Origin of the sequence: Streptosporangium sp. NPDC001681, from assembly GCF_040298085.1 — a bacterium.
GTDB lineage: Bacteria > Actinomycetota > Actinomycetes > Streptosporangiales > Streptosporangiaceae > Streptosporangium.
Genome location: NZ_JBEOZN010000128.1, coordinates 1 through 19,973, shown reverse-complemented (window position 1 = coordinate 19,973; position 19,973 = coordinate 1). Strand labels below are relative to the sequence as shown.

The following is a 19,973-nucleotide window of genomic DNA, read 5'->3' as shown; positions in this document are numbered from 1 at the left end:
AGGGCTGCGCGCAGTGCACGTGCTCGTCATGACCGTGGTGCATCATCCCGAGGACGCCCGGATCCTGCACCGGCAGATCCGCGCGCTCGTGGACGCCGGTCATGAGGTCACGTACGCGGCCCCGTACACGGCGCGGGGCGTCATGGCCCGATCCTGGGTGAACGGCGTCGACCTCCCCCGTGCGGCCGAGCGCAAGCGGCTGTCGGCGGTGCGCGCCGCGCGCAAGGTCTTCAAGCGCATGCGCGGCCAGGTGGACCTGGTGGTCATCCACGACCCGGAGCTGCTGCTCGCGGTGGTGGGGGTGCGCAAGCGGCCCCCGGTGGTCTGGGACGTGCACGAGGACACTCCGGCGACGCTGTCACTGAAGCCCTGGCTGCCGGCGTTCCTCCGTCCGCCGGTGCGCTTCATGGCCCGCCTGCTCGAAGGCACCGCCGAGCGGTACCTGCACCTGCTGCTGGCCGAGACCGCCTACGCCGGACGCTTCCGCCAGGCCCACCTGGTGGTGCCCAACGAGACCTGGGTGCCCGACGAGGTGACGCCGCCGGGCGACGACCGCGTCGTCTACCTCGGCTGGCTGTCGGGGGCACGCGGGGTGCGCGAGGCCATCGAGGTGGCCCGGCTGCTCCAGCCGTACCGGGTGTCGGTCGAGCTGATCGGCTACGCCGACCCGCAGTCGCGGCCGACGCTGAACGAGGCGGTGGCGGAGGGCGTACTGGAGTGGCGCGACTTCATGCCCAACGACGAGGCGCTCAAGCGGCTCGACGGCGCGCTGGCCGGTCTCTCCCTGCTGCACGACGAGCCCAACTACCGGCACTCCATGCCCACGAAGATCGTGGAGTACATGGCCCACGGCATTCCGGTGATCACCACCCCCTCGCCTCGCGCGGTGGAGCTGGTCGAGCGCTACGACAGCGGCATGGTCGTGCCCTGGCAGGATCCCAAGGCCGTGGCCCAGGCCGTGCTCTTCCTCCGCGACGACGTCTCAGCGAGGCATGCCCAGGGCGCTCGGGGGTATGCGGCGGCCCGTGCGAACCACCACTGGCCCAACTCGGCCCGTCGTTTCGTCGCCCAGCTGGAGGCGTGGGCGGGCGTCAAGAGCTGATTTCCGGTATGGCAAAGCTCCTTATGTCTGCCAGATCACAAGAACGGTAGTGTCCAGAACGTGCGCTGGCTCATCGCTTTTCTGGGTGTGGCGATCCTCGCGGGAGTGGCGGCGTTCGTGATGATCACGCCTGCCGAAGACAGTTCTCCGACCAGCGGGAGCTCGCCGCTCTCCCCCTCGCCCTCGCCTTCCCCCTCGGTGCCGGTCCCGGAGGCGACCGAGTTCACCGACCCGTGTGGAACGTTCGACACGGCCATGGGGGCGCCGTACGCGATCACCGGCTACTGGCTCGTCCCGACCGCCGACCACTGCACCTGGCGGCGGCAGTTCGCCGCCATCCACAAGGTGGGCGGTGACACCGTGATCAGGATCGGCTGGGGCCTGCAGGCCCGCAGGGTCGACGACGACGGCCGGATCCTCGACGGCGAGGGGAAGGTCGATCCCCGCTACGAGCCGTGCGAGGAGAACGGGGTGCCGTGCGCGGCCGCGGCGGAGAACGACCTCAAGGCCGCCAACCCGGGCAACCGGGTGAGCTGGACGTTCGTCTACCGGACCGACGAGGCGTTCGGCTCCCAGCTCTTCCGCTGCCCCGAGTTCGAGCGGAAGATCGTCACGAAGAAGGCGGTCTTCTACCGGATCATCGCCACCGACGACGGCAGCGACGACGCGAGCTGCGAGAACATCAAGGGCAAGGGGCGCGGCTACCACGTGATCCTGATCGCGGGCGCGCATGAGGACAGCCTCACCGAGCTGCTCGATCTCGGCGACCAGTTCGGGGTGAAGGTGTTCCCCGCGCTGCCGCTGGCCCCTCGCGACCCGGCGCAGAAGACCCGGGCCGCCAAGCAGGGCACGGACACGCTCACCACGCTCACCCGGCGCATCATGCAGGACTACGGTGCCCGCTTCCGGGAACGGGCCTCGCTGGGCGGCTTCTACCAGCCGTTCGAGCTGCAGATGCGGGAGATGAAGTACACCGGCGAGTCGGACGACGACCACCCGACGCTCAAGATGTACGCCTCGCAGCACGAGATCGTCGAGCAGGAGATGCCGGGCAGGCCCGTCCTCGTCAGCCCCTACCTCGACGCCCGCAGGCAGCGGCCGTTCAGTGCCACTCCCAAGCAGGTGGCCAGGGGCTTCGAGGCCCTTGTCCGGACGGGGGTCGGGATCATCGCGCCGCAGGACAGCCGGGGAACGGGAAAGGTCGGGCTGTTCTGGCCCGACCAACGCGGGGAGAAGGTCGACAAGCGGCTGTGGCCGGTCGTCGGGGAGAAGACCAACGGCGACGCCTACCACGGCTCGACCCGCGATTACTACCGGGAGATGTCGACCGTCCGGACGGAGATGGCCGAGCGGGGCCACAACGTGGAACTCTGGGCCAACGTCGAGGCATTCGAGCCGTCCGGCGAGGAGACCTGCGCGGCCGGGTACAAGAGGGGGAGCACCGACAAGGAACGGCTCGACGCGGCCGTGGCACAGGTCGGGCGCTACGTCTCCAAGGTCGTCTCCTACATGTGGAGCGACTTCTACACCTGCGGCTCGCCGTCCCTCGCCGAGGAGATCGCCCGCGACTGGAACCGGCCCATCGCGGCCGACGCGGTCCGCATGCAGCGCGACATCCAGGACGGTGTGGAGATCCGCGGCTACAACATGCCCATGGGGTCCAAGGTCACGATCACCTGGGAGGGCCAGCAGGAGCCCCGTGTCGTCGAGGTGGCCGGGGTGAACCTCACGGACCTGCCGCCCGGCCTGCCGGTGCGGATGGAGACGGCGTGGATCCCGTTCGACTGGTCCCAGGTGCCAGAGGACACCTGGGTCCAGGTCCTGGTCACCGCGGCCGACGGACGCGCCGCCTCCGAGCCGTTGCACGTCCGCGTGCGGCTCTGACCGGTGTAACGTGCCTGCCATGGTTCCGCGCATTCCCGTCAGCGTGGACCTGGTCGTCCTCACGGTGCGTTTCCAGGCGCTGAGCGCACTCGTCTGGCGGCGCGACAACCCGCCGTACGAGGGACGCTGGGCCCTGCCAGGCGGCTTCATCCACCTCGACGAGGACCTGCCCGCCGCCGCGGAGCGGATCCTCGCGGAACGAGCGGGCCTGCCGGGCGCCCCGGTGCACCTGGAACAGCTCCAGACCTACGGCTACCCCGACCGCGACCCGCGCCAGCGCGTGCTGAGCGTGGCCTACCTCGGTCTCGCCCCCGACCTTCCCGCCTCCACCGAGGCGCACATGAGCTGGCAACCGGTCTCCGCGCTGTGCGAGATGGCCTTCGACCACCGGCGCATTCTGGTCGACGGGATCGAGCGGGCCCGGGGCAAGCTCGAATACACCCCGCTCGGCGCGGCCTTCTGCCCGCCGGAGTTCACGGTCGCCGAGCTGCGCCGGGTCTACGAGATCGTCTGGGGCCGTGTCCTCGACCCGCGGAACTTCCACCGCAAGGTCACCAGGGCCGAGGGCTTCCTGGTGCCCACCGGCGACACCACCACCCGCGACGGCGGCCGCCCCGCCAAGCTCTACCGCCGTGGCCCCGCGATGTTCCTCCACCCCCCGATGCTCCGCTCCCTCAAGGATTGACGTCCTCCCCGGCGTAGAACGCCGGGGATTCCTACCGTGCCGTTCTCGCGGCACCTGACCGCGGGGCCGTCGAGCCAGGTTCCGGAGACAGGCCGGTCATCGATGCGGCGACCTTCACCGATGCGGTTCCCAGCCTTGTCCGGCCGGTCAGGACCGAGGGTTGCCGATCTCCGTCAGATCGATGTCGATGTCGTAGGGGAGGCTGAGCTTCAGCCGATTTTGATGGACGCCGGTGAGCGCGTACGCCCTGGTCACCGGGTTCAGTTCGTAGACGTAGACGCTGGGACGGTTCTCGACGTTCTCGATCCGCCAGAAATGGGGGATGCCGGCCTCGGCGTACATCTGGGGCTTGCGGTTGCGATCGCGCTCCTCGGATTCCTCGGAGACGACCTCGACGGCGAGCAGCACATCTCCCGCCTCGTAGAAGGTCCGCGTCATTTCGGAGGGCGCGTGTGCGTGCAGGAGCACGAGGTCTGGCTCCGGTCGTTGGCGTCGCCCCAGCTTCACCGTCATCTCCCGCTCCACCCGAAGATGGGCGGGTGCCGTCCGATCAAGCTCTCTGTGCAGCAGGAAGAGCACGAGAGCGTGAAAACGGGTCTGGGGGCTCACGAACACGAGGGTGCCATCGATCAGTTCCGTGTGAGGGGGGATCCCCGGAAGCCGATCGAGGTCATCGGCGGTGAAGCCCTCTATGGGGGGAATCGCCCAGTCGGGAATCGGCTCGACTTCGGCCGGCGGTGCGATGCTCATGTCGTCCTTCCGCTCGGGCATGCCTCTCACCTCCAGTCTTACAGGATGATGCCCCATCCGCCCGCTGCTCATAAAGTAAGGCCATGCCTCGTTTCCGTGCGATCCTGGACACAATGCCCCCCTACCGGGCGGGCAAGGCCGTGGTGTCCGCCGACGGCCGGTCCTACAAGCTCTCCTCGAACGAATCTCCCTACGAGCCGCTGCCCTCGGTCGTCGAGGCGGTCGCCAGGGCCGCGGCCCAGATGCACCGCTATCCCGATCCGGCCGCCACCGGGCTGACCGAGGCGCTCGCCGAGCGGTTCGGCGTGCCGCCCGAGCACATCGCGCTCGGCGCGGGCTCGGTGACGGTGGCCCAGCAGCTCTTCGAGACCGTGAGCGAGCCGGGTGCCGAAGTGATCTACGCCTGGCGGTCCTTCGAGGCGTACCCGCTCCTGGCCGACCTGGCGGGGGCGACCTCGGTGCGGGTCCCGCTGCTGGGCGAGGGGCACCATCTGGATGCCATGGCCGACGCGATCACCCCGCACACCCGCATGATCTTCGTCTGCAACCCGAACAACCCCACCGGCACCGTGGTCCAGGCGGCCGAGCTGGAGGCGTTCCTCGACCGGGTTCCGCAGGACGTGCTCGTCGTGCTCGACGAGGCCTACCACGAGTACGTCAGGGACGCCGGGGTCCCCGACGGGATCGCCGTCTACCGCGACCGGCCGAACGTGGCGGTGCTGCGCACCTTCTCCAAGGCGTACGGCCTGGCCGGGCTCCGGGTGGGCTACCTGATCGCCGCGGAGCCGGTGGCGTCGGCGGTCCGCAAGACGACCGTGCCGTTCGCGGTCAACCAACTCGCCCAGGTCGCCGCGATCGCCTCGCTGGCGGCCGAGGACGAGTTGCTGGAGCGGGTCGAGGTCGTGGTCAAGGAGCGCGACCGGGTCCGCGGCGCGCTCGTCGCCCAGGGCTGGACGGTGCCGGCGACCGAGGCCAACTTCGTCTGGCTCCGGCTGGGCGAGCGAACGCTCGACTTCGCCGAGGCGTGCGCGGCCGAGGGCGTCGCGGTGCGGCCCTTCGCCGGTGAGGGCGTCCGTGTCTCCATCGGCGCTCCCGAGGCCAACGACACCTTCCTGGCGGCCGCGACGGCCTTCCCGAGGAGCTGACCGCCCCGCCGCGGCGCTTTCGGCACCGGCCGGGAGCGTCATGACGGGACGACCGCCGCACGCGGGCGAGCCCGCGGCCTACACGGTCGCGGGCTCGGGGCCGGAGACGGGCTCCGGCTTCTTGCGTCGCTCCGTGGAGACCACCAGGGCCACGCCGAGGACGATCACCATGCCGCCCACGATCATCGGACCGGTGACCTGCTCGCTCAGTATGAGGGCGCCCAACACGACCGCCACGACCGGGTTGACGTAGGCGTAGGTGGAGACCAGCGAGATCGGGGCGTTGCTCAGCAGCCACACGTACGCCGTGAAGCCGACCAGCGATCCGACCATGATCAGGTAGGCGAGCGCGATCCACGACCGGGTGGAGACGTCCGCGAGGTCGACATGCTCGCCCACCACGGCGGAGGTCAGGGCGAGCCCGACGCCGCCGGCGGCCATCTCGACGGCGCTCGCGGTGAAGGGGTTCGCGGGCATCGGGATGCGGGACGTCAGGAACGAGCCGACCGACCAGGACAGCGACGCGAGCAGGATGATCACGATTCCGGTGCTGTCGGCCGCGCTGCTCCCACCGGTCAGCGAGAGGACCGCCACACCGCCGAACCCGATGAGCACCCCCGTGAGCGTCAGCACCTGCGGCCGGTCCCTGAACAGGACCCTGAAGATCACGAGCCAGAGTGGCGTCGAGGCCACCAGCAGCGCCGCCAGCCCGCTGGAGATGTGCTGCTCGGCCACCGCGACCATGCCGTTGCCACCGTTCAGCAGCAGCAGGCCGACCAGGGCGGCCCCACCGGCCTCCTTCCAGGTCATCCGGAAGGACTCGCGTCCCTTCAGCAGGAGCACCACGACGCCGAGGATGAGCGCGGCCGTGACGAAGCGGATGGCGCCGCTGAGCAACGGGGGCATCGTCTCGATCACGATCATGATCGCGAGGTAGGTGGACCCCCACACCACATACACGGTCGCCAGCGCCCCCCAGACGAGGAGCGCCTTACGGCTGTCAGCACTGTCATGACGCATAGCTCGTGACAATACTGGCAGGGCCCGACATCTCGCGCGCGGGGTTCGGTCCCCTCCGCCACGCGGAGATCGGCGCTCGCGGCCTGGCGGACTCTCGCCGCGCCGGGGCGAGCGGACCGTGCCCCGGCCGGTCCTGCCATGCCGAGCCAGGCGGGCCGTGACCTGGGAGGTTCCGCCGTCCGGGTGCGGCGGAAGCCTCCAGGTCGAAAGGCGGAGGGCTCAGCGGGTGCCGAGCTTCTCCACGATCAGCCGGTACAACTGGCGGGGACGGCCGGGTTGCGGTGTCCGGTTCGGCGGAAGCGGCCACGCGAGTCCCTCGTCTACCAGCGTGCGCAGCAATCGTCGTGCCGTACGCGGGGTGACGCCCAGCATCTTGCCCGCGCCCTCCGCGTCCACCACCGTGTCCCCACCCTCAAGCTTGGCGGCCAGCCGGGCCAGCACCTCCACACCCTTGGGCTTCAGCGGTCCCGTGCCCTGGGGAGGCATCCTGGGCGCCGGGATCAGTGCCCTGCCCTCGCGGTCGACCGCGAAGCCCTGGGCCTGCTTGCCCGCCTGGGTGCGCGCCAGAGCGGCCCTGGCGTGCGACTCGGCGTCGTGGGTCGTACGGCCCATGCCGACGCCGACCTCGACCGCCAGGCCGAGTTCGTCGCGGACCCGCGCGGCGAACGGCAGGACCCGGAACCCCTCGGTGGCCGCGGCCACCGAGCCGCGGGTCGCGGTGACCATGTAGCTGTGATCGTCGACCGCGGTGACCGACGCGTTGATCCGGTTGGCCTCCTGCACCAGCAACCGGTGCAGGGAGAGCCGGAGCTCGTCGCGCCAGTAGCGTGGCGCGGCCCGGCGAACCGGCTCGCGCAACGTGGGCACCTCCACCAGGACCACGGTGAGTTGTGACTCCTCCAGCCGGTGGTGCGCGCCGAGCAGTGCCGCCGTGTGCAGCGCCGTACGCACCGCGGCGGAGGTGGGGCGGATCCTGACCACGGGCACCCCTGCCGTCTGAAGGCGGTCGGCGACCGCGGGCAGGCAGGTGAGCGCCCCGCTCGTGCTGCCCTGGCGGGCGAGGCGTTCATGGAAGGCCGCGATCGTGCCGGTGGCGCCCGGCTCGTCGCGGCTCTGCACGTCCCCTGAGGGAAGGCTCAGATCGCTATAGGCCTCCTCGACCTCTGCTCTGCTCAGGATGTCGATGCTGACCCTGCGTGGGTCTATCCGCTCGTCCATCGCGGCCCTCGCCAGCGCGGCGATCAGCGCGGCACCGCCGAGCTGGACATACGTCGCGGGCATCGTCAGTACCCCCGATCGCCGGGCCAGGTCGTAGGGGACCGGGCTGGCGAACAGACACGCGTCCACCCCGGCTCCCAATCGAGTGACCTTGTCCGCGGCCTCCTGCTCGTCACGGTACGCCGCCGCCACCAGGCGGCAGGGTAATGGGGCCGCCGCGTGCCCCATCAACATCACCCGTTCAACGAGGTCATGGGGGCCCACCACACCGATGGTGAGATCTGGTGTCATGGCACCCGGGCGTGACACTCGTGGCGCTTCTTCGGCCCGCTCGACCAATGTTCGTCCCATCATGCCGTCCGTTTGTTTTCGGCTCTCTTTTGGAACGATCGCTTGTGAGGGCCGTAATGTCACGCCCGATTTGCGGCCAATTCCGGAAGCTGCTTCCGGGTTAAACCCATGACTGGCATCGTTTACACAGGTCAGAGCGGTTTTTGAGCAGCTCAAACCCGCTGATTATGGCGCTGAAATCTCTCGGCGCACATCGCCGCCCAGGGCCTGCATGCGCTCGGCGAGATAAGAGTGCCCGCGGTCGATGAGATATCCCGATCCGATCACGGTCTCCCCTTCAGCGGCCAGACCCGCGAGCACGAGGGCGATTCCCGAGCGCAGGTCGTGAGCGGTCACCTGTGTTCCAGTGAGCGGAGTCGCACCACGAACGACGGCGCTGTTCTCTTTCACTTCAATATCGGCGCCCATTTTGTTCAGTTCTGAGGCCAGAGCGAAACGACCGTCGAAGATTCGTTCATGAATGTAGCTGGCGCCGTCGGCGAGACAGGCGACCGTCATGATCGGCGACTGCAGGTCGGTGGCGAAGCCGGGATAGGTGTCGGTGATCACATTGATCGGACGCAGTGGACGATCCCTGCGCACGTGCAGCACCGCGCCGTGGTCGGCGAACTCCACCCCCATCTGCTCCAGCTTGTAGCGGACCACGCCGAGGTGGTCCAGGTCGGCGCCGACCAGGTTGACCTCTCCGCCGGTGACGGCGGCGGCCATGGCGAACACGCCCGCGTCAAGGCGGTCCGGCATCACGGTGTGTTCGACGGCCTGGAGTTCCTCCACGCCCTCCACGGTGATGAACCCGGTGCCGCCGCCGCTGATCCTCGCGCCCATCCGGGTCAGCATGTCGATCACATCGAGGACCTCGGGCTCCAGCGCGGCGTTCTCGATCACGGTGGTGCCGCGCCCGAGGGCGGCGGCCATGATCAGGTTCTCGGTGCCGGTGTGCGAGGGGGTGTCCAGGTACAGGGTGGCACCGGTGAGGCCCGCCGACTTGACGTGGATGACCGCGTCACCCTCGTCCACGATCGCGCCCAGGCGCTTGTAGCCCAGGTAGTGGAAGTCGAGGTTGCGGCTGCCCAGGTTGCAGCCGCCCACGCCCTCGATGATCGCCTCACCGAGACGGTGCAGCAGGGCGGGCACGAACAGCACCGAGCCGCGGAAGCGCCGGGCGATCTCCGCGGGCAGCACCGGGCTGCTCAGCGTCGAGGCGTCGATCACCAGCGTGCGCTCCGCCTCGTGCAGCTCGACCTTGGCGCCGACCGTCTCCGCCAGCTCGACCGCGCGCCGGACGTCCTCGATGATGGGGACGTTGCGCAGGACCGTGCGGCCTTTGGAAGCCAGCAGCGCGGCACCGATCATGGGCAACACGGCGTTCTTGGCACCCTGGATGAAGGCGGTTCCACGAAGTGGGTTGCCACCGCGCACGCGGTAACGGACCATGCGTCATGCTCCTTGGAAGTGTTCTGGGTAACTCGTGTGGCGCGAGGCGGCAGCCGAGGTTATCGGCCAACAGTAGCCGTTGAATGCCCCTGAACCGGCCACTTCGAGGGTGAACTGCCCCTGAACCGGCCGATAAGTCATCTGCCGCCGCCGCGTTGCGCGGCGACCACGCTTTCGCCTGCGGTTTCCGGGCTCGCGAGTGTCACTGTGGGGCGCGGCACCGGGAGACCTCGGGCCTTGGATGCTACCTGCCCTTCGTGTTCACCGCGGCGGTGAGCGGGGAGGCGGCCGACAGGAGATTGTCGGCCCGCTGGTCCACGAAGCGGGTGACGACCTGCTGTCCGTACCCGAACGCCATCGCCCAGACCAGGATCGCGGGCTGCGAGCCGAGCCCCGCGAAACCGGGCACGAAGCCCGAGTTCAGGATCAGTAGCCCGAGCACGGCCGTGGCCACCCCCGCGGGCGCCTTGAGCAGGTTCTGGACGACGGCCAGCGAGTAGCGGGTGGACAGCTCCGAGCGGGTCGACAGCGAGGCGGCGGTGGCCAGCGCCGCGCCCAGCATGCCGATCAGGGCCACGAGCGGGACGTCGCCGTGGCCGGGCCGCAGGCCGCCGGTCGGGCAGATCTGGGCGGGCATCAGCCCCTGGGTGCGGATCACCGACTGGTCGCCGCACATCGGGATGACGTCCGGCCAGATCGCACCGATGACCACCACGCTCAGCACGATCAGGGAGAGCATGACCACCCCGCCGATGAGCAGGTTGCGGAAGCTGCGGACCCGCCCGGTGTCCATCGCCTGCGCGGTGTACGCGGCCCGCAGCACCGACTGCATCAGCGGCCTGTCGTTCTCACCGAGGTCTCCCGCCGCCAGCCTGGCCTGGAGGTGGACAAGCCGGGGGTCGTCGCCGGGCAGGTAGGCCCGGCCGATCGCGACCACCTCCGGCGCCCGCCCGCACAACTCCGCCACCGGCAGCACGCCGTACAGCATCACGGTGGCGCTGTTGACGTTGGACCAGGCGCCCTCGATGGCCTGGCCGGTCAGCCAGCGCCGCACACCGTGCCTGCTGCGCGCGTACGCCTGCGCGCGGGCCAGGTGCGTGCCGATGCCCTCGCCCACCGAGACCGGCCGGCCCGCCCCGTCGCACATCGTCAGAACGCGCTCGGCGTCGGCCCTGATCTCCTCGCTCCGGGTGGCCACGTAGACCCGCCAGGTGCCCGGCCAGCGCAACACGCCGGTGTCGCCGATCCGCTCGGCGGTCAACGCTGGATCAAGCGACATCGTTCCTCCGGGGGGCGGAGCCGGCCTGGGGCGGGGCACCGACTGCCCCAGGCTTATCGCGACATGCCGATCAGGCGCTACGCCCCGGCCGGGGCAGGCCGTGCCGTTTTCAGAGACCGTGCCGTTTTCATAGGCCGTGCCGCTTTCAGCGGGCGCGGCCCGCGATGTCGGTGCGGTGGTGCGAGCCGCGCAGCCGGATGTGCTCCACCGCCTCGTAGGCCGCCGCCCGCGCCGCGGGGACGTCGGGTCCCGTGCCGACCACGCTGAGCACCCGGCCGCCGTTCGAGACGATCCGGTCGCCGTCCAGCGCGGTGCCCGAGTGCAGCACGTAGGCGTCCTCGACCGGGTCGGACAGTCCTTCGATCACGTCGCCCTTCACCGGATCCGCCGGGTAGTTCTCCGCCGCGATCACCACGGTCACCGCGGCGCCGTCGCGATAGGAGAGCGGCCCGAACCGGTCGAGCGTCCCGTTCGCGCAGGCGAGCAGCAGGCCCGCGAGGGGCGTCTGGAGCCGGTCCAGCACGACCTGGGTCTCCGGGTCGCCGAACCGCGCGTTGAACTCGATCACCTTCGGGCCCTTGGAGGTGAGGGCCAGCCCCACGTACAGCACCCCCGTGTACGGCGCGCCGCGCCTGGCCAGCTCGGTCACGGTCGGTATGACGGTCTCGGCCATCACCTGGTCGGCGAGGTCGTCCGGGGCCCACGGCAGCGGCGTGTAGGCGCCCATCCCGCCGGTGTTGGGGCCCTGGTCGTCGTCGTAGGCGCGCTTGTGGTCCTGGGCGGGCTGGAGTGCCACGGCCGTGGCGCCGTCGCAGAGCGCGAACAGCGAGACCTCGGGACCGTCGAGGAACTCCTCGATGACCACCCGCCCGCAGGCGGCGGCGTGCCGGAGCGCCTCCTCGCGGTCGTCGGTGACCACCACGCCCTTGCCTGCGGCCAGGCCGTCGTCCTTGACCACGTACGGCGTGCCGAACTCGTCGAGCGCCGCGGTGACCTCCTCCGGCGTGACGCAGGTGTACGACCGCCCGGTGGGCACGCCCGCCGCGACCATGACGTCCTTGGCGAAGGACTTGGAACCCTCGATCCGGGCCGCCTGCCGTGAGGGGCCGAAACAGGGGATGCCGGCCTGCCTGACGGCGTCGGCGACGCCGGCGACCAGCGGGGCCTCAGGGCCGATCACGACCAGCTCCGCCCGGAGCCGCTCGGCCAGTTCGGTAACCGCGGCCGGGTCTGTCGGTACCACCGGATGCAGGGTCGCGACCTGCGCGATGCCCGCGTTTCCGGGAGCACAGTGAACCTCGGTGACCTGGGGGTCCGCCGCCAGCGACCGGCACAGGGCGTGTTCACGCCCGCCGGTTCCAATCACAAGAACGCGCACTTGTCAGAGCTTATCGTCCCCCCGGATCGTCCCTCGGGCCGTGTCGGCACACCCGGATCTCGCCGGTGCCCGAACCCCAGGGTTATCCACAGCCTGTGGATAACCCTGGGGGTCCGCGACGTGTCAGCACGCACGGGAGGTGCCAGTAAACAGGGTGTGAATTTTGTCAGGTTGTGCATGATCGATGCTTGAACCTGGGAGTAAGCTGAGAGCCATCCCCCTATTCGTGTTAAGTTTTGAGTGGCTTTGCGTGTCTCTTGCTGATTGGAGGTGGTTCGGGATGTCCTCTGGCGATCCCAGCAGTACGTGCTCGCGCACGCCTGCTGTGCGCACCCTCGACCACCCCATCTCGGTGCCCGACCGGCGCCGCACGCATCGTCGCCTCCACTTGTGGTGACAGCGCATCGCGTGCGGTATCCCGCCAGGTTGGGCGGGAAAGGCTCGCCATGCGCTCCTCGCTCCTTTTTCCCCGTATCAAGCACGCCCGCACGATCCGTGCCCCGCACGCGCCCGCCGTCTCGCTCGGTGCGCGGATGAGCGGTGTCTGCGTCCCGCCGAGCGACTCGCTCGTCGAGTACGCCGCCTACATCGACGGTAAGAAGATCGAGGCCCTGGGCATCCCCGACGCCCTGGAGCTCGTCCGCACGCACAACGCGTCCGTCGAAGGGAACAACGCCTTCGTCTGGGTCGGCCTGCACGAGCCCGACGCCCCCGAGGTCGAGTGGCTGGCGGAGGTCTTCGCCCTGCATCCGCTCGCCGTCGAGGACGCCGTCAAGGCTCACCAGCGACCCAAGGTCGAGCGCTACGGCGACTCGCTGTTCGTGGTCCTGAAGACCGTCGCCTATCTCGACCACGACGTGCTGACCGCGACCAGCGAGATCATCGGCACCGGAGAGATCATGGTGTTCGTCGGCACCGACTTCGTGGTGACCGTGCGGCACGGCCGGCACTGCCCGCTCTCGGAGGTGCGGGAGCGCCTTGAGGACAAGCCCAAGCTGCTCAGCCGGGGCCCCACCGGCGTGCTGCACGCGATCGCCGACCACGTCGTCGACAAGTACCTCACCGTGGCCGACCGGATGCAGACCGAGCTGGAGGACGTCGAGGCGATGGTCTTCGCGGACGTCAGCGCCCGTGACATCGGCCGGATCTACAACCTCAAGCGCGAGATGATCGAGATGAAGCGGTCCGTCACACCGCTCCAGGCACCGATGTCCACGCTGGCCCAGCGCCGGATGATCCCCTCCGAGATGCGCGAGTACTTCCGTGACGTCGTCGACCACCTGGCCCGCGTCTGCGAGCAGGTCGAGTCGTCCAACGAGCTCTGCAACTCCATACTGCAGGCGGCGCTCGCCCGTTCCAACGCGCTCGCCAACGAGGACATGCGGAAGATCTCCTCGTGGGTCGCCATCATGGCCGTCCCCACGATGATCGCCGGCATCTACGGCATGAACTTCGAGCACATGCCCGAGCTCGACTCCGTCTTCGGCTACCCACTGGTGCTCGGCGTGATGGTCATCGCCTGCACGCTGCTCTACCGGGGCTTCCGCCGCAACGGCTGGATGTGACCCGATCCCTCAGGCGCTCATCGGGCGGGCGGGGGTGACCGGCTTCGGGACACGCATGCCCCGCTCGGCCCACAGGGTGATCATCCGGTCGGGATAGTCGGTGACGATCGCGGCCGCCCCGAGACCGAGCAGCTCGGCCGCTCGCCCGGGGTCGTTGACGGTCCACACGGCCAGCGGCAGGGCGGCCTTCTCCGCTCGCCGGGCGAGCTCGGAGTCGACCATCACATGCTCGGGGGAGAGCGTGGTGCCCCCGGCCTCGGCGGCGGCGGCCGGGACGTCGCCGCCGAAATCCTCCAGATGGAGGCCGTCGAGCCAGGCACTGTCCATGGTGGCACGCTCGATCAGGGCGTACCGCCCGGTCGCGGGGGCCAGGGAGCGGGCGATCCGCAGGACGCGCCAGTCGAAACTGAGGATGGCCGCCCGGTCGAGCCTGCGGTGCCGGTCGAGCTCGGCGACCACCATCTCGGTGAACTCACCGACCTCGGCGCTCAGCTCGGGCCTGGTCGGGTCCGACTTGAGCTCCACGTGCACCCGCACCCCGTCGGCTCCGTAGGCGTCCATCAGCCCCAGCACGGAGCCCAGGGTCGGCATCCGGGTGTTCGGCACCGGCAGCTGGGTCGGGGCGAAACGGTCTTCGGGGTGGCGCGGCACCCGCACTCCGCACTCCAGCGTGCGCAGCTGCGCCAGCGTGAGCTCGCCGACGGGCCTGCCCACGTACGGGAAGGCGGGGTCGTCGCGGAAGGCGGGCCGGACGTCGGTGCTGGTCACAGCGGACACTGTGAGATCGTGTGTGAGCACCAGCCGCCGATCGGCGGTCAGTGCGACGTCGAGCTCCAGTGCGTCGACGCCCAGCTCCAGGGCGTGGGCGAAACCGGGCAGGGTGTTCTCGGGACGGAGCCCACGGGCCCCACGGTGACCGTGAATCTCGGCATGCACACAGGGACCTTATCCATCTCGCGTACCGATCCCCAGTACGGCTCGCGCCTCGGCGACGCCGGGCGCGGGCCGTACCGGTCGAAACCAGGCCCTTGGTACTTCCGCCCAGCACGGCGACACCTGGCCGATCCCCGCCGCGGCGGGGATCGGCGGGAGCGGATCTAGATCAGCGGGTGGATCTGGAGCGTCTCGGTGCGACCGGGACCGACGCCGATCGCGGAGATCCTGGAGCCGCTCATCTGCTCCAGGGCCTTCACGTACGCCTGCGCGTTGGCGGGCAGGTCCTCGAAGCTCCTGGCGCCGGTGATGTCCTCCTGCCAGCCGGGGAACTCCTCGTACACCGGCTTGGCGTGGTGGAAGTCGGTCTGGGTCATCGGGATCTCGTCATACCGGACCCCGTCGACCTCGTAGGCGACGCAGACGGGAATCCTCTCCAGGCCGGACAGCACGTCCAGCTTGGTGAGGAAGTAGTCGGTGACACCGTTGATACGGGTGGCGTACCGGGCGATGACCGCGTCGAACCAGCCGCAGCGGCGGTTGCGGCCGGTGGTCACCCCGTACTCGCCGCCGGTGGTGCGCAGCCAGTCGCCCATCTCGTCGTCGAGCTCGGTCGGGAACGGACCCGAGCCGACGCGGGTGGTGTACGCCTTCAGGATGCCGATCACGCGGGTGATCCGGGTCGGCGGGATGCCGGAACCCGAGCAGGCGCCGCCGCTCGTCGGGGAGGAGGAGGTGACGAACGGGTAGGTGCCGTGGTCGATGTCGAGCAGGTTGCCCTGCCCGCCTTCGAGCAGCACGACCTTGCCCTCGTCCAGGGCCCTGTTGAGGATCAGCGAGGTGTCGGCGATGTGCGGCTTGAGGCGCTCGGCGTAGCCGAGATACTCGTCCAGGACCTTGTTCGCGTCGATCACCCGACGGTTGTAGATCTTGGTGAGGATCTGGTTCTTCTCGCCCAGCGCGACCTCGATCTTCTTCTGCAGGATGCCCGGGTCCAGCAGGTCCTGGACCCGCACGCCCATCCGGTAGATCTTGTCGCCGTACGCGGGGCCGATGCCGCGCCCGGTCGTGCCGATCTTGGCCTTGCCGAGGTAGCGCTCGGTGACCTTGTCGAGGGCCTTGTGGTGGGGCATGATCAGGTGCGCGTTGGCGGAGATCAGCAGCCGCTCGGAGGAGACCCCCCGGGCCTCAAGCCCGTCGATCTCGCTCAGCAGCACGCCCGGGTCGATGACGACACCGTTGCCGATCACGGGGATGACGTTCGGTGAGAGCACTCCCGTCGGCAGCAGGTGCAGCGCATACTTCTGGTCGCCGATGACGACCGTGTGGCCCGCGTTGTTGCCTCCCTGGTATCTGACGACATAGTCGACCTGATCACCAAGTAGGTCGGTCGCCTTACCCTTGCCCTCATCGCCCCACTGGGCACCAACGAGAACGACAGCCGGCATTGTGATTCTCCCACCGCAAAAACGAAAACCCCTGGCGCAATCGCTACAGGGGCTCTTGCGTGGTGAGAATACCCGACGGCGTCCGAAATGGGGATCTCCCACCTCGGGGCGAGAGATCCCACGGGCAGATCAAGGGGCGGATCAGGGCCGGATCAGCGGCCGGTCAGCTCCTTGGACGCCTCGGCGCTGGAGTCCTTGAGGAACTGGAAGCACCGCTCGGCCTCCTCCTTCTCCCCGATGCTCTGGGCGGCGCGGGCCAGTGCGTGCAGGCACCTCAGAAATCCCTGGTTGGGCAGATGCTCCCAGGGGATCGGGCCGTGCCCCTTCCAGCCCGTCCTGCGGAGCTGGTCCAGGCCCCGGTGGTAGCCGGTGCGGGCGAAGGCGTACGACGTCACGGCGTGTCCCGCCGCGAAATACTCGTCCGCGAGTGCTGCCCAGGCGGCCGGATAGGCGGGGAAACGCGCGGCGACGTCGGATGGCTGGGCACCGGATTCCAGTGCCTGTCGAGCTTCAGGCAGGTCCGGGAGCAGGGTGGGCGGCGGGCCGGCGAGAAGGTTCTCGTGGGATTCCATAGCGACAGTCCTATCTGGTGAACCCGCGCCAAGCCAAGATCGGCTCCCGGGGACTTTCCGGAAGCCGATCTCGTGACCTGGCGGGGACTCTCCGAACATTGACCGGTTTTACCCGGTCTCTACCGAGAATTTCCGGTCTGCGTTGGCCGCCGGGTCATCAGGAGAGCTTGGTGCCCGCCGACTTGAGGTGCTGGGCGGCCTCGACGATCCGCGCCGCCATCGAGGTCTCGGCGGCCTTGCCGTACGAGCGGGGGTCGTACACCTTCTTGTTGCCGACGTCGCCGTCGACCTTGAGCACGCCGTCGTAGTTCCTGAACATGTGGTCGACGATCGGGCGGGTGAAGGCGTACTGCGTGTCGGTGTCGATGTTCATCTTCACCACGCCGTAGGCGATGGCCTCGTGGATCTCCTCGAGCAGCGAGCCCGAGCCGCCGTGGAAGACCAGGTCGAACGGCTTCTCCTTGCCGTACTTGGCGCCGACCGCGTCCTGGATCTCCTTGAGCACGCTCGGCCGCAGCTTGACGTGGCCGGGCTTGTAGACGCCGTGCACGTTGCCGAAGGTCGCGGCGAGCATGTAGCGGCCGCGCTCTCCCAGGCCCAGGGCCTCGGCGGTCGCGAGGGCGTCCTCGGGGGTGGTGTAGAGCTTCTCGTTGATCTCGCCGACGACGCCGTCCTCCTCGCCGCCGACGACGCCGATCTCCACCTCAAGGACGATCTTCGCGCGGGCGGTCTTCTCCAGGAGCTCCCTGGCGATCTCAAGGTTCTCGTCCAGCGGCACGGCGGAGCCGTCCCACATGTGCGACTGGAAGAGGGGGTCCTCGCCCCTGGCCACCCGCTCAAGGGAGATGTCGAGCAGCGGGCGTACGAAACCGGCCAGCTTGTCCTTGGGGCAGTGGTCGGTGTGCAGGGCGATCGTCACGGGGTAGTTGGCCGCGACGACACGGGCGTACTCCGCCAGTGCCACCGAGCCGCTCACCATGTTCTTGACCGTGGTACCGGAGAGGAAATCGGCGCCGCCGGTCGACACCTGGACGATGCCGTCGCTCTCCGCCTCGGCGAACCCCCTGAGTGCGGCGTTGAGGGTCTGTGACGAGGTCACGTTGATGGCCGGGTAGGCGAAACCTCCCGCCTTGGCCCGGTCGAGCATCTCGGCGTAGACCTCTGGGGTCGCGATGGGCATCGTGTCATCTCCTGGAGACGGCTGTGGGCAGCTGGCACGGGGCTATGAAGACATTGCCCATGGGCCAGTATTCCGGGTTCCTTCCCAACCGGATAGCTCCACCACCACTTCGGGGCGTACGGATGTGTCCCCGGCATGGTCTCGGCGCCCACCGGTGGGAAACCTCCGGAGGACTCCTGGCGCTCGCCGGTACGGGATCTCCAGTATGACCTGGTTGGTTATAGGGGATCTTCTAGGATTTCGGGGCTTCGGGGCTGATTCACCAGGTCAGTCGTGAAATATCCTCACGAACCGCTAATCTCCACTGTGTGGGACGCCACAGGTCTGACCCCATGGGTATCGCCCGCCTGGTCCTCGCCGGACTGGCGGCGCTGGCGCTCGTCGTCCTGATCGTGGTCGGGGTTCTCTCGCTGATCGGCAGTCTCGGCTCCGGCGCCGAGACGGCCCCGCCGGCCACCACCACGTCGCCCGCGGATGCCTCTTCGACCGCCTCCGCCACTGCCGAGCGGGTGCCGACGGTCCTCGTCGAGTGCCTGCGGGAGCACTGCCCCACGGTCTTCCTGAAGGTCACCGGGGGCGATGTGCTGCTCGACCGGGAGATGGCCAAGGGCGAGCAGTTCCAGTCCTTCGACCCCAAGGTCGACGTCGTGCTGGCCGACTCGGCCGCGGTCCGGGTCCAGGTGAACGGGACGGTCCGGGCACCCGGCGGGGCGGGGGAGCGCCAGGAGTTCACGGTCTCCCGAAACCGGTAGTGCGCCATGGATCCCCGCCGTGGCGAGGATCGGCCGGACGAAGGTCACCGCGGCCTGCCCCGGTGACCGGAACAGGGCCCTTCCGGGGAAGGCCCGCGAGGCGCCGGTCGATCCTCTAGTCCAGGCCGAGGTCGGCCAGGGTGTAGGCGGTCCGGTACGGCAGCCCGGCGTCGGCGATCGCCTGGGAGGCTCCCCGGTCCACGATCGTGGCGACCGCCACGACCTCGGCGCCCGCCGCGCGCAGCGCCTCCACCGCGGTCAGCGGGGAACCGCCGGTCGTGGAGGTGTCCTCCACCGCGAGCACCCTCCGCCCCGCCACATCCGGCCCCTCGATCCGGCGCTGCATGCCGTGGGCCTTCTGCGCCTTGCGCACCACGAACGCGTCGAGCGTCCTGCCCCGCGCGGCCGCCGCGTGCAGCATGGCGGTCGCCACCGGGTCGGCGCCCAGCGTCAGCCCGCCGACCGCCTGGTAGTCGAGGTCTTCGGTGAGGTCCAGCATGACCCGCCCCACCAGCGGCGCCGCCTGCCCGTCGAGGGTCACCCGGCGCATGTCCACGTAGAAGTCGGCCTCTCTGCCCGAGGACAGCACGACCTTGCCGTGCACCACGCCCTTGCCCTTGATCTCTGCCAGCAGGTTCTCGCGATCGCTCATGGCACCAAGGTTAGGGCGATCCGGAAGGCCGCCCGATCCGGGGTCACCGGGGAGCGGCGCCGATCCGGCCGCCGGATGGCAAAAGTGCGATCCGGGTTTACGCGCGGCGCGGACTGCGGGATTATCCGACAGACAACTCCGGGTAATGGTGAGGTCACAGTCGGCAACCCCCTCCCGAAGGAGGGGGCTTGAGGTGCAGCGATGCGCTTTGAAGCCCCGCGTTGACCAGCCCTGGCCGTCAGCTCAGGGAGGTGCGTTTTGATGGCTACGTTGAACATGAGATCGCAGACCCACCGGCGGGTGCTTCCTCAGCCTGCCGCTCTGGAATCCGTGGGAGCAGACACGCCCGAGGGTGGGCACGAAACGGCTCATGGACACCGCCGTCAGGCGGTATCTGGTGTTCGACCTGGGCGAGGGGAGATCGAGCGGACCGGCACCCGCTCTGCTCGGCGTCACCCCGAGGGCGCTTCGGCGTCCGAGGGAGCGAACCGTGAGGTTCACCCCGTCGTGTTCGTCCTGGACGCCCGCGGCCACCCGCTCGACCCCTGCCATCCCGCCCGTGCCCGCCGCCTGCCGGCGGCCGGGCGGGCGGTGGTGGTGCGTCACACCCCGTTCGTCATCCGCC

General features: G+C 69.4%; 18 protein-coding genes. 7 read left to right on the top strand and 11 right to left on the bottom strand.

Features of this window, described 5'->3' with window-relative positions:
* The first annotated feature begins 13 nt into the window (after nt 1–13).
* The 3 genes from ABT130_RS38355 to ABT130_RS38345 are packed head-to-tail and all read left to right on the top strand — an operon-like array spanning nt 14 to nt 3,671.
* Entirely contained in the window at nt 14–1,102 is a 1,089-nt protein-coding gene (locus ABT130_RS38355) for a glycosyltransferase (RefSeq protein ID WP_350964102.1), read from the top strand.
* Nucleotides 1,103–1,162: 60 nt separating this feature from the next.
* Nucleotides 1,163–2,986, top strand: a complete 1,824-nt coding sequence (locus ABT130_RS38350; protein WP_350964100.1) for a DUF4434 domain-containing protein — start codon at nt 1,163–1,165, stop codon at nt 2,984–2,986.
* A 19-nt stretch (nt 2,987–3,005) separates the two neighbouring features.
* Nucleotides 3,006–3,671: an NUDIX hydrolase gene (locus ABT130_RS38345; RefSeq protein ID WP_350923007.1), complete on the top strand. Its 666-nt coding sequence runs from the start codon at nt 3,006–3,008 to the stop codon at nt 3,669–3,671.
* A gap of 147 nt (nt 3,672–3,818) precedes the next feature.
* Here the strand turns inward: ABT130_RS38345 and ABT130_RS38340 are convergent, their stop codons facing one another.
* Complete coding sequence (locus tag ABT130_RS38340) at nt 3,819–4,442, bottom strand: Uma2 family endonuclease (RefSeq protein ID WP_350964098.1); 624 nt, start codon at nt 4,440–4,442, stop codon at nt 3,819–3,821.
* A 62-nt stretch (nt 4,443–4,504) separates the two neighbouring features.
* Here ABT130_RS38340 and hisC point away from each other — a divergent pair, with 62 nt between their 5' ends.
* Nucleotides 4,505–5,566, top strand: a complete 1,062-nt coding sequence (gene hisC / locus ABT130_RS38335) for a histidinol-phosphate transaminase (RefSeq protein WP_350964096.1) — start codon at nt 4,505–4,507, stop codon at nt 5,564–5,566.
* A 78-nt stretch (nt 5,567–5,644) separates the two neighbouring features.
* Here the strand turns inward: hisC and ABT130_RS38330 are convergent, their stop codons facing one another.
* From ABT130_RS38330 to purD, 5 genes are all read right to left on the bottom strand, one after another.
* A complete protein-coding gene (locus ABT130_RS38330) occupies nt 5,645–6,586 on the bottom strand; it encodes an EamA family transporter (protein ID WP_350964094.1) in 942 nt (313 codons plus the stop codon).
* 219 nt (nt 6,587–6,805) lie between these two features.
* The gene (locus tag ABT130_RS38325; RefSeq protein WP_350922997.1) at nt 6,806–8,095 is read right to left on the bottom strand and encodes a GTP cyclohydrolase IIa; all 1,290 of its coding nucleotides are present in this window, start codon (nt 8,093–8,095) and stop codon (nt 6,806–6,808) included.
* Between the two features lie 225 nt (nt 8,096–8,320).
* A complete protein-coding gene (murA, locus tag ABT130_RS38320) occupies nt 8,321–9,589 on the bottom strand; it encodes a UDP-N-acetylglucosamine 1-carboxyvinyltransferase (RefSeq protein ID WP_350922994.1) in 1,269 nt (422 codons plus the stop codon).
* Nucleotides 9,590–9,833: 244 nt separating this feature from the next.
* The gene (locus ABT130_RS38315) at nt 9,834–10,868 is read right to left on the bottom strand and encodes a hypothetical protein (RefSeq protein ID WP_350964092.1); all 1,035 of its coding nucleotides are present in this window, start codon (nt 10,866–10,868) and stop codon (nt 9,834–9,836) included.
* Between the two features lie 145 nt (nt 10,869–11,013).
* Nucleotides 11,014–12,246: a phosphoribosylamine--glycine ligase gene (gene purD / locus ABT130_RS38310; protein WP_350922988.1), complete on the bottom strand. Its 1,233-nt coding sequence runs from the start codon at nt 12,244–12,246 to the stop codon at nt 11,014–11,016.
* A 446-nt stretch (nt 12,247–12,692) separates the two neighbouring features.
* On the opposite strand from purD, the gene corA reads away from it, so the two are divergent.
* Nucleotides 12,693–13,811 carry a magnesium/cobalt transporter CorA gene (corA, locus tag ABT130_RS38305; RefSeq protein WP_350922986.1) on the top strand — a complete coding sequence of 373 codons (1,119 nt, stop codon included), beginning with the start codon at nt 12,693–12,695 and terminating at the stop codon, nt 13,809–13,811.
* A gap of 9 nt (nt 13,812–13,820) precedes the next feature.
* On the opposite strand, the gene ABT130_RS38300 is transcribed toward corA, so the two are convergent.
* From ABT130_RS38300 to fbaA, 4 genes are all read right to left on the bottom strand, one after another.
* Nucleotides 13,821–14,747: a glycerophosphodiester phosphodiesterase family protein gene (locus tag ABT130_RS38300; RefSeq protein WP_350964090.1), complete on the bottom strand. Its 927-nt coding sequence runs from the start codon at nt 14,745–14,747 to the stop codon at nt 13,821–13,823.
* A gap of 161 nt (nt 14,748–14,908) precedes the next feature.
* Nucleotides 14,909–16,192, bottom strand: a complete 1,284-nt coding sequence (locus tag ABT130_RS38295; RefSeq protein WP_350964088.1) for an adenylosuccinate synthase — start codon at nt 16,190–16,192, stop codon at nt 14,909–14,911.
* Nucleotides 16,193–16,344: 152 nt separating this feature from the next.
* On the bottom strand, nt 16,345–16,764 hold the full coding sequence (locus ABT130_RS38290) for a DUF3151 domain-containing protein (protein ID WP_350964086.1): 420 nt from the start codon (nt 16,762–16,764) through the stop codon (nt 16,345–16,347).
* Nucleotides 16,765–16,921: 157 nt separating this feature from the next.
* Complete coding sequence (gene fbaA, locus ABT130_RS38285; RefSeq protein ID WP_350964084.1) at nt 16,922–17,944, bottom strand: class II fructose-bisphosphate aldolase; 1,023 nt, start codon at nt 17,942–17,944, stop codon at nt 16,922–16,924.
* A 332-nt stretch (nt 17,945–18,276) separates the two neighbouring features.
* On the opposite strand from fbaA, the gene ABT130_RS38280 reads away from it, so the two are divergent.
* On the top strand, nt 18,277–18,696 hold the full coding sequence (locus ABT130_RS38280) for a hypothetical protein (protein WP_350922974.1): 420 nt from the start codon (nt 18,277–18,279) through the stop codon (nt 18,694–18,696).
* A gap of 115 nt (nt 18,697–18,811) precedes the next feature.
* On the opposite strand, the gene pyrE is transcribed toward ABT130_RS38280, so the two are convergent.
* Nucleotides 18,812–19,348: an orotate phosphoribosyltransferase gene (gene pyrE, locus ABT130_RS38275; RefSeq protein WP_350964082.1), complete on the bottom strand. Its 537-nt coding sequence runs from the start codon at nt 19,346–19,348 to the stop codon at nt 18,812–18,814.
* A gap of 261 nt (nt 19,349–19,609) precedes the next feature.
* Here pyrE and ABT130_RS38270 point away from each other — a divergent pair.
* Nucleotides 19,610–19,973, top strand: a 364-nt coding sequence (locus ABT130_RS38270) for an RRXRR domain-containing protein (protein WP_350964079.1), incomplete at its 3' end; no start/stop codon positions are given.

Coding starts and splice junctions, on each gene's coding strand:
- ABT130_RS38345 (WP_350923007.1), top strand. CDS start 3,006: ATGGTTCCGCGCATTCCCGTCAGCGTGGACCTGGTCGTCCTCACGGTG.
- ABT130_RS38340 (WP_350964098.1), bottom strand. CDS start 4,442: ATGCCCGAGCGGAAGGACGACATGAGCATCGCACCGCCGGCCGAAGTC.
- hisC (WP_350964096.1), top strand. CDS start 4,505: ATGCCTCGTTTCCGTGCGATCCTGGACACAATGCCCCCCTACCGGGCG.
- ABT130_RS38330 (WP_350964094.1), bottom strand. CDS start 6,586: ATGCGTCATGACAGTGCTGACAGCCGTAAGGCGCTCCTCGTCTGGGGG.
- ABT130_RS38325 (WP_350922997.1), bottom strand. CDS start 8,095: ATGACACCAGATCTCACCATCGGTGTGGTGGGCCCCCATGACCTCGTT.
- murA (WP_350922994.1), bottom strand. CDS start 9,589: ATGGTCCGTTACCGCGTGCGCGGTGGCAACCCACTTCGTGGAACCGCC.
- ABT130_RS38315 (WP_350964092.1), bottom strand. CDS start 10,868: ATGTCGCTTGATCCAGCGTTGACCGCCGAGCGGATCGGCGACACCGGC.
- corA (WP_350922986.1), top strand. CDS start 12,693: ATGCGCTCCTCGCTCCTTTTTCCCCGTATCAAGCACGCCCGCACGATC.
- ABT130_RS38295 (WP_350964088.1), bottom strand. CDS start 16,192: ATGCCGGCTGTCGTTCTCGTTGGTGCCCAGTGGGGCGATGAGGGCAAG.
- ABT130_RS38290 (WP_350964086.1), bottom strand. CDS start 16,764: ATGGAATCCCACGAGAACCTTCTCGCCGGCCCGCCGCCCACCCTGCTC.
- fbaA (WP_350964084.1), bottom strand. CDS start 17,944: ATGCCCATCGCGACCCCAGAGGTCTACGCCGAGATGCTCGACCGGGCC.
- ABT130_RS38280 (WP_350922974.1), top strand. CDS start 18,277: ATGGGTATCGCCCGCCTGGTCCTCGCCGGACTGGCGGCGCTGGCGCTC.
- pyrE (WP_350964082.1), bottom strand. CDS start 19,348: ATGAGCGATCGCGAGAACCTGCTGGCAGAGATCAAGGGCAAGGGCGTG.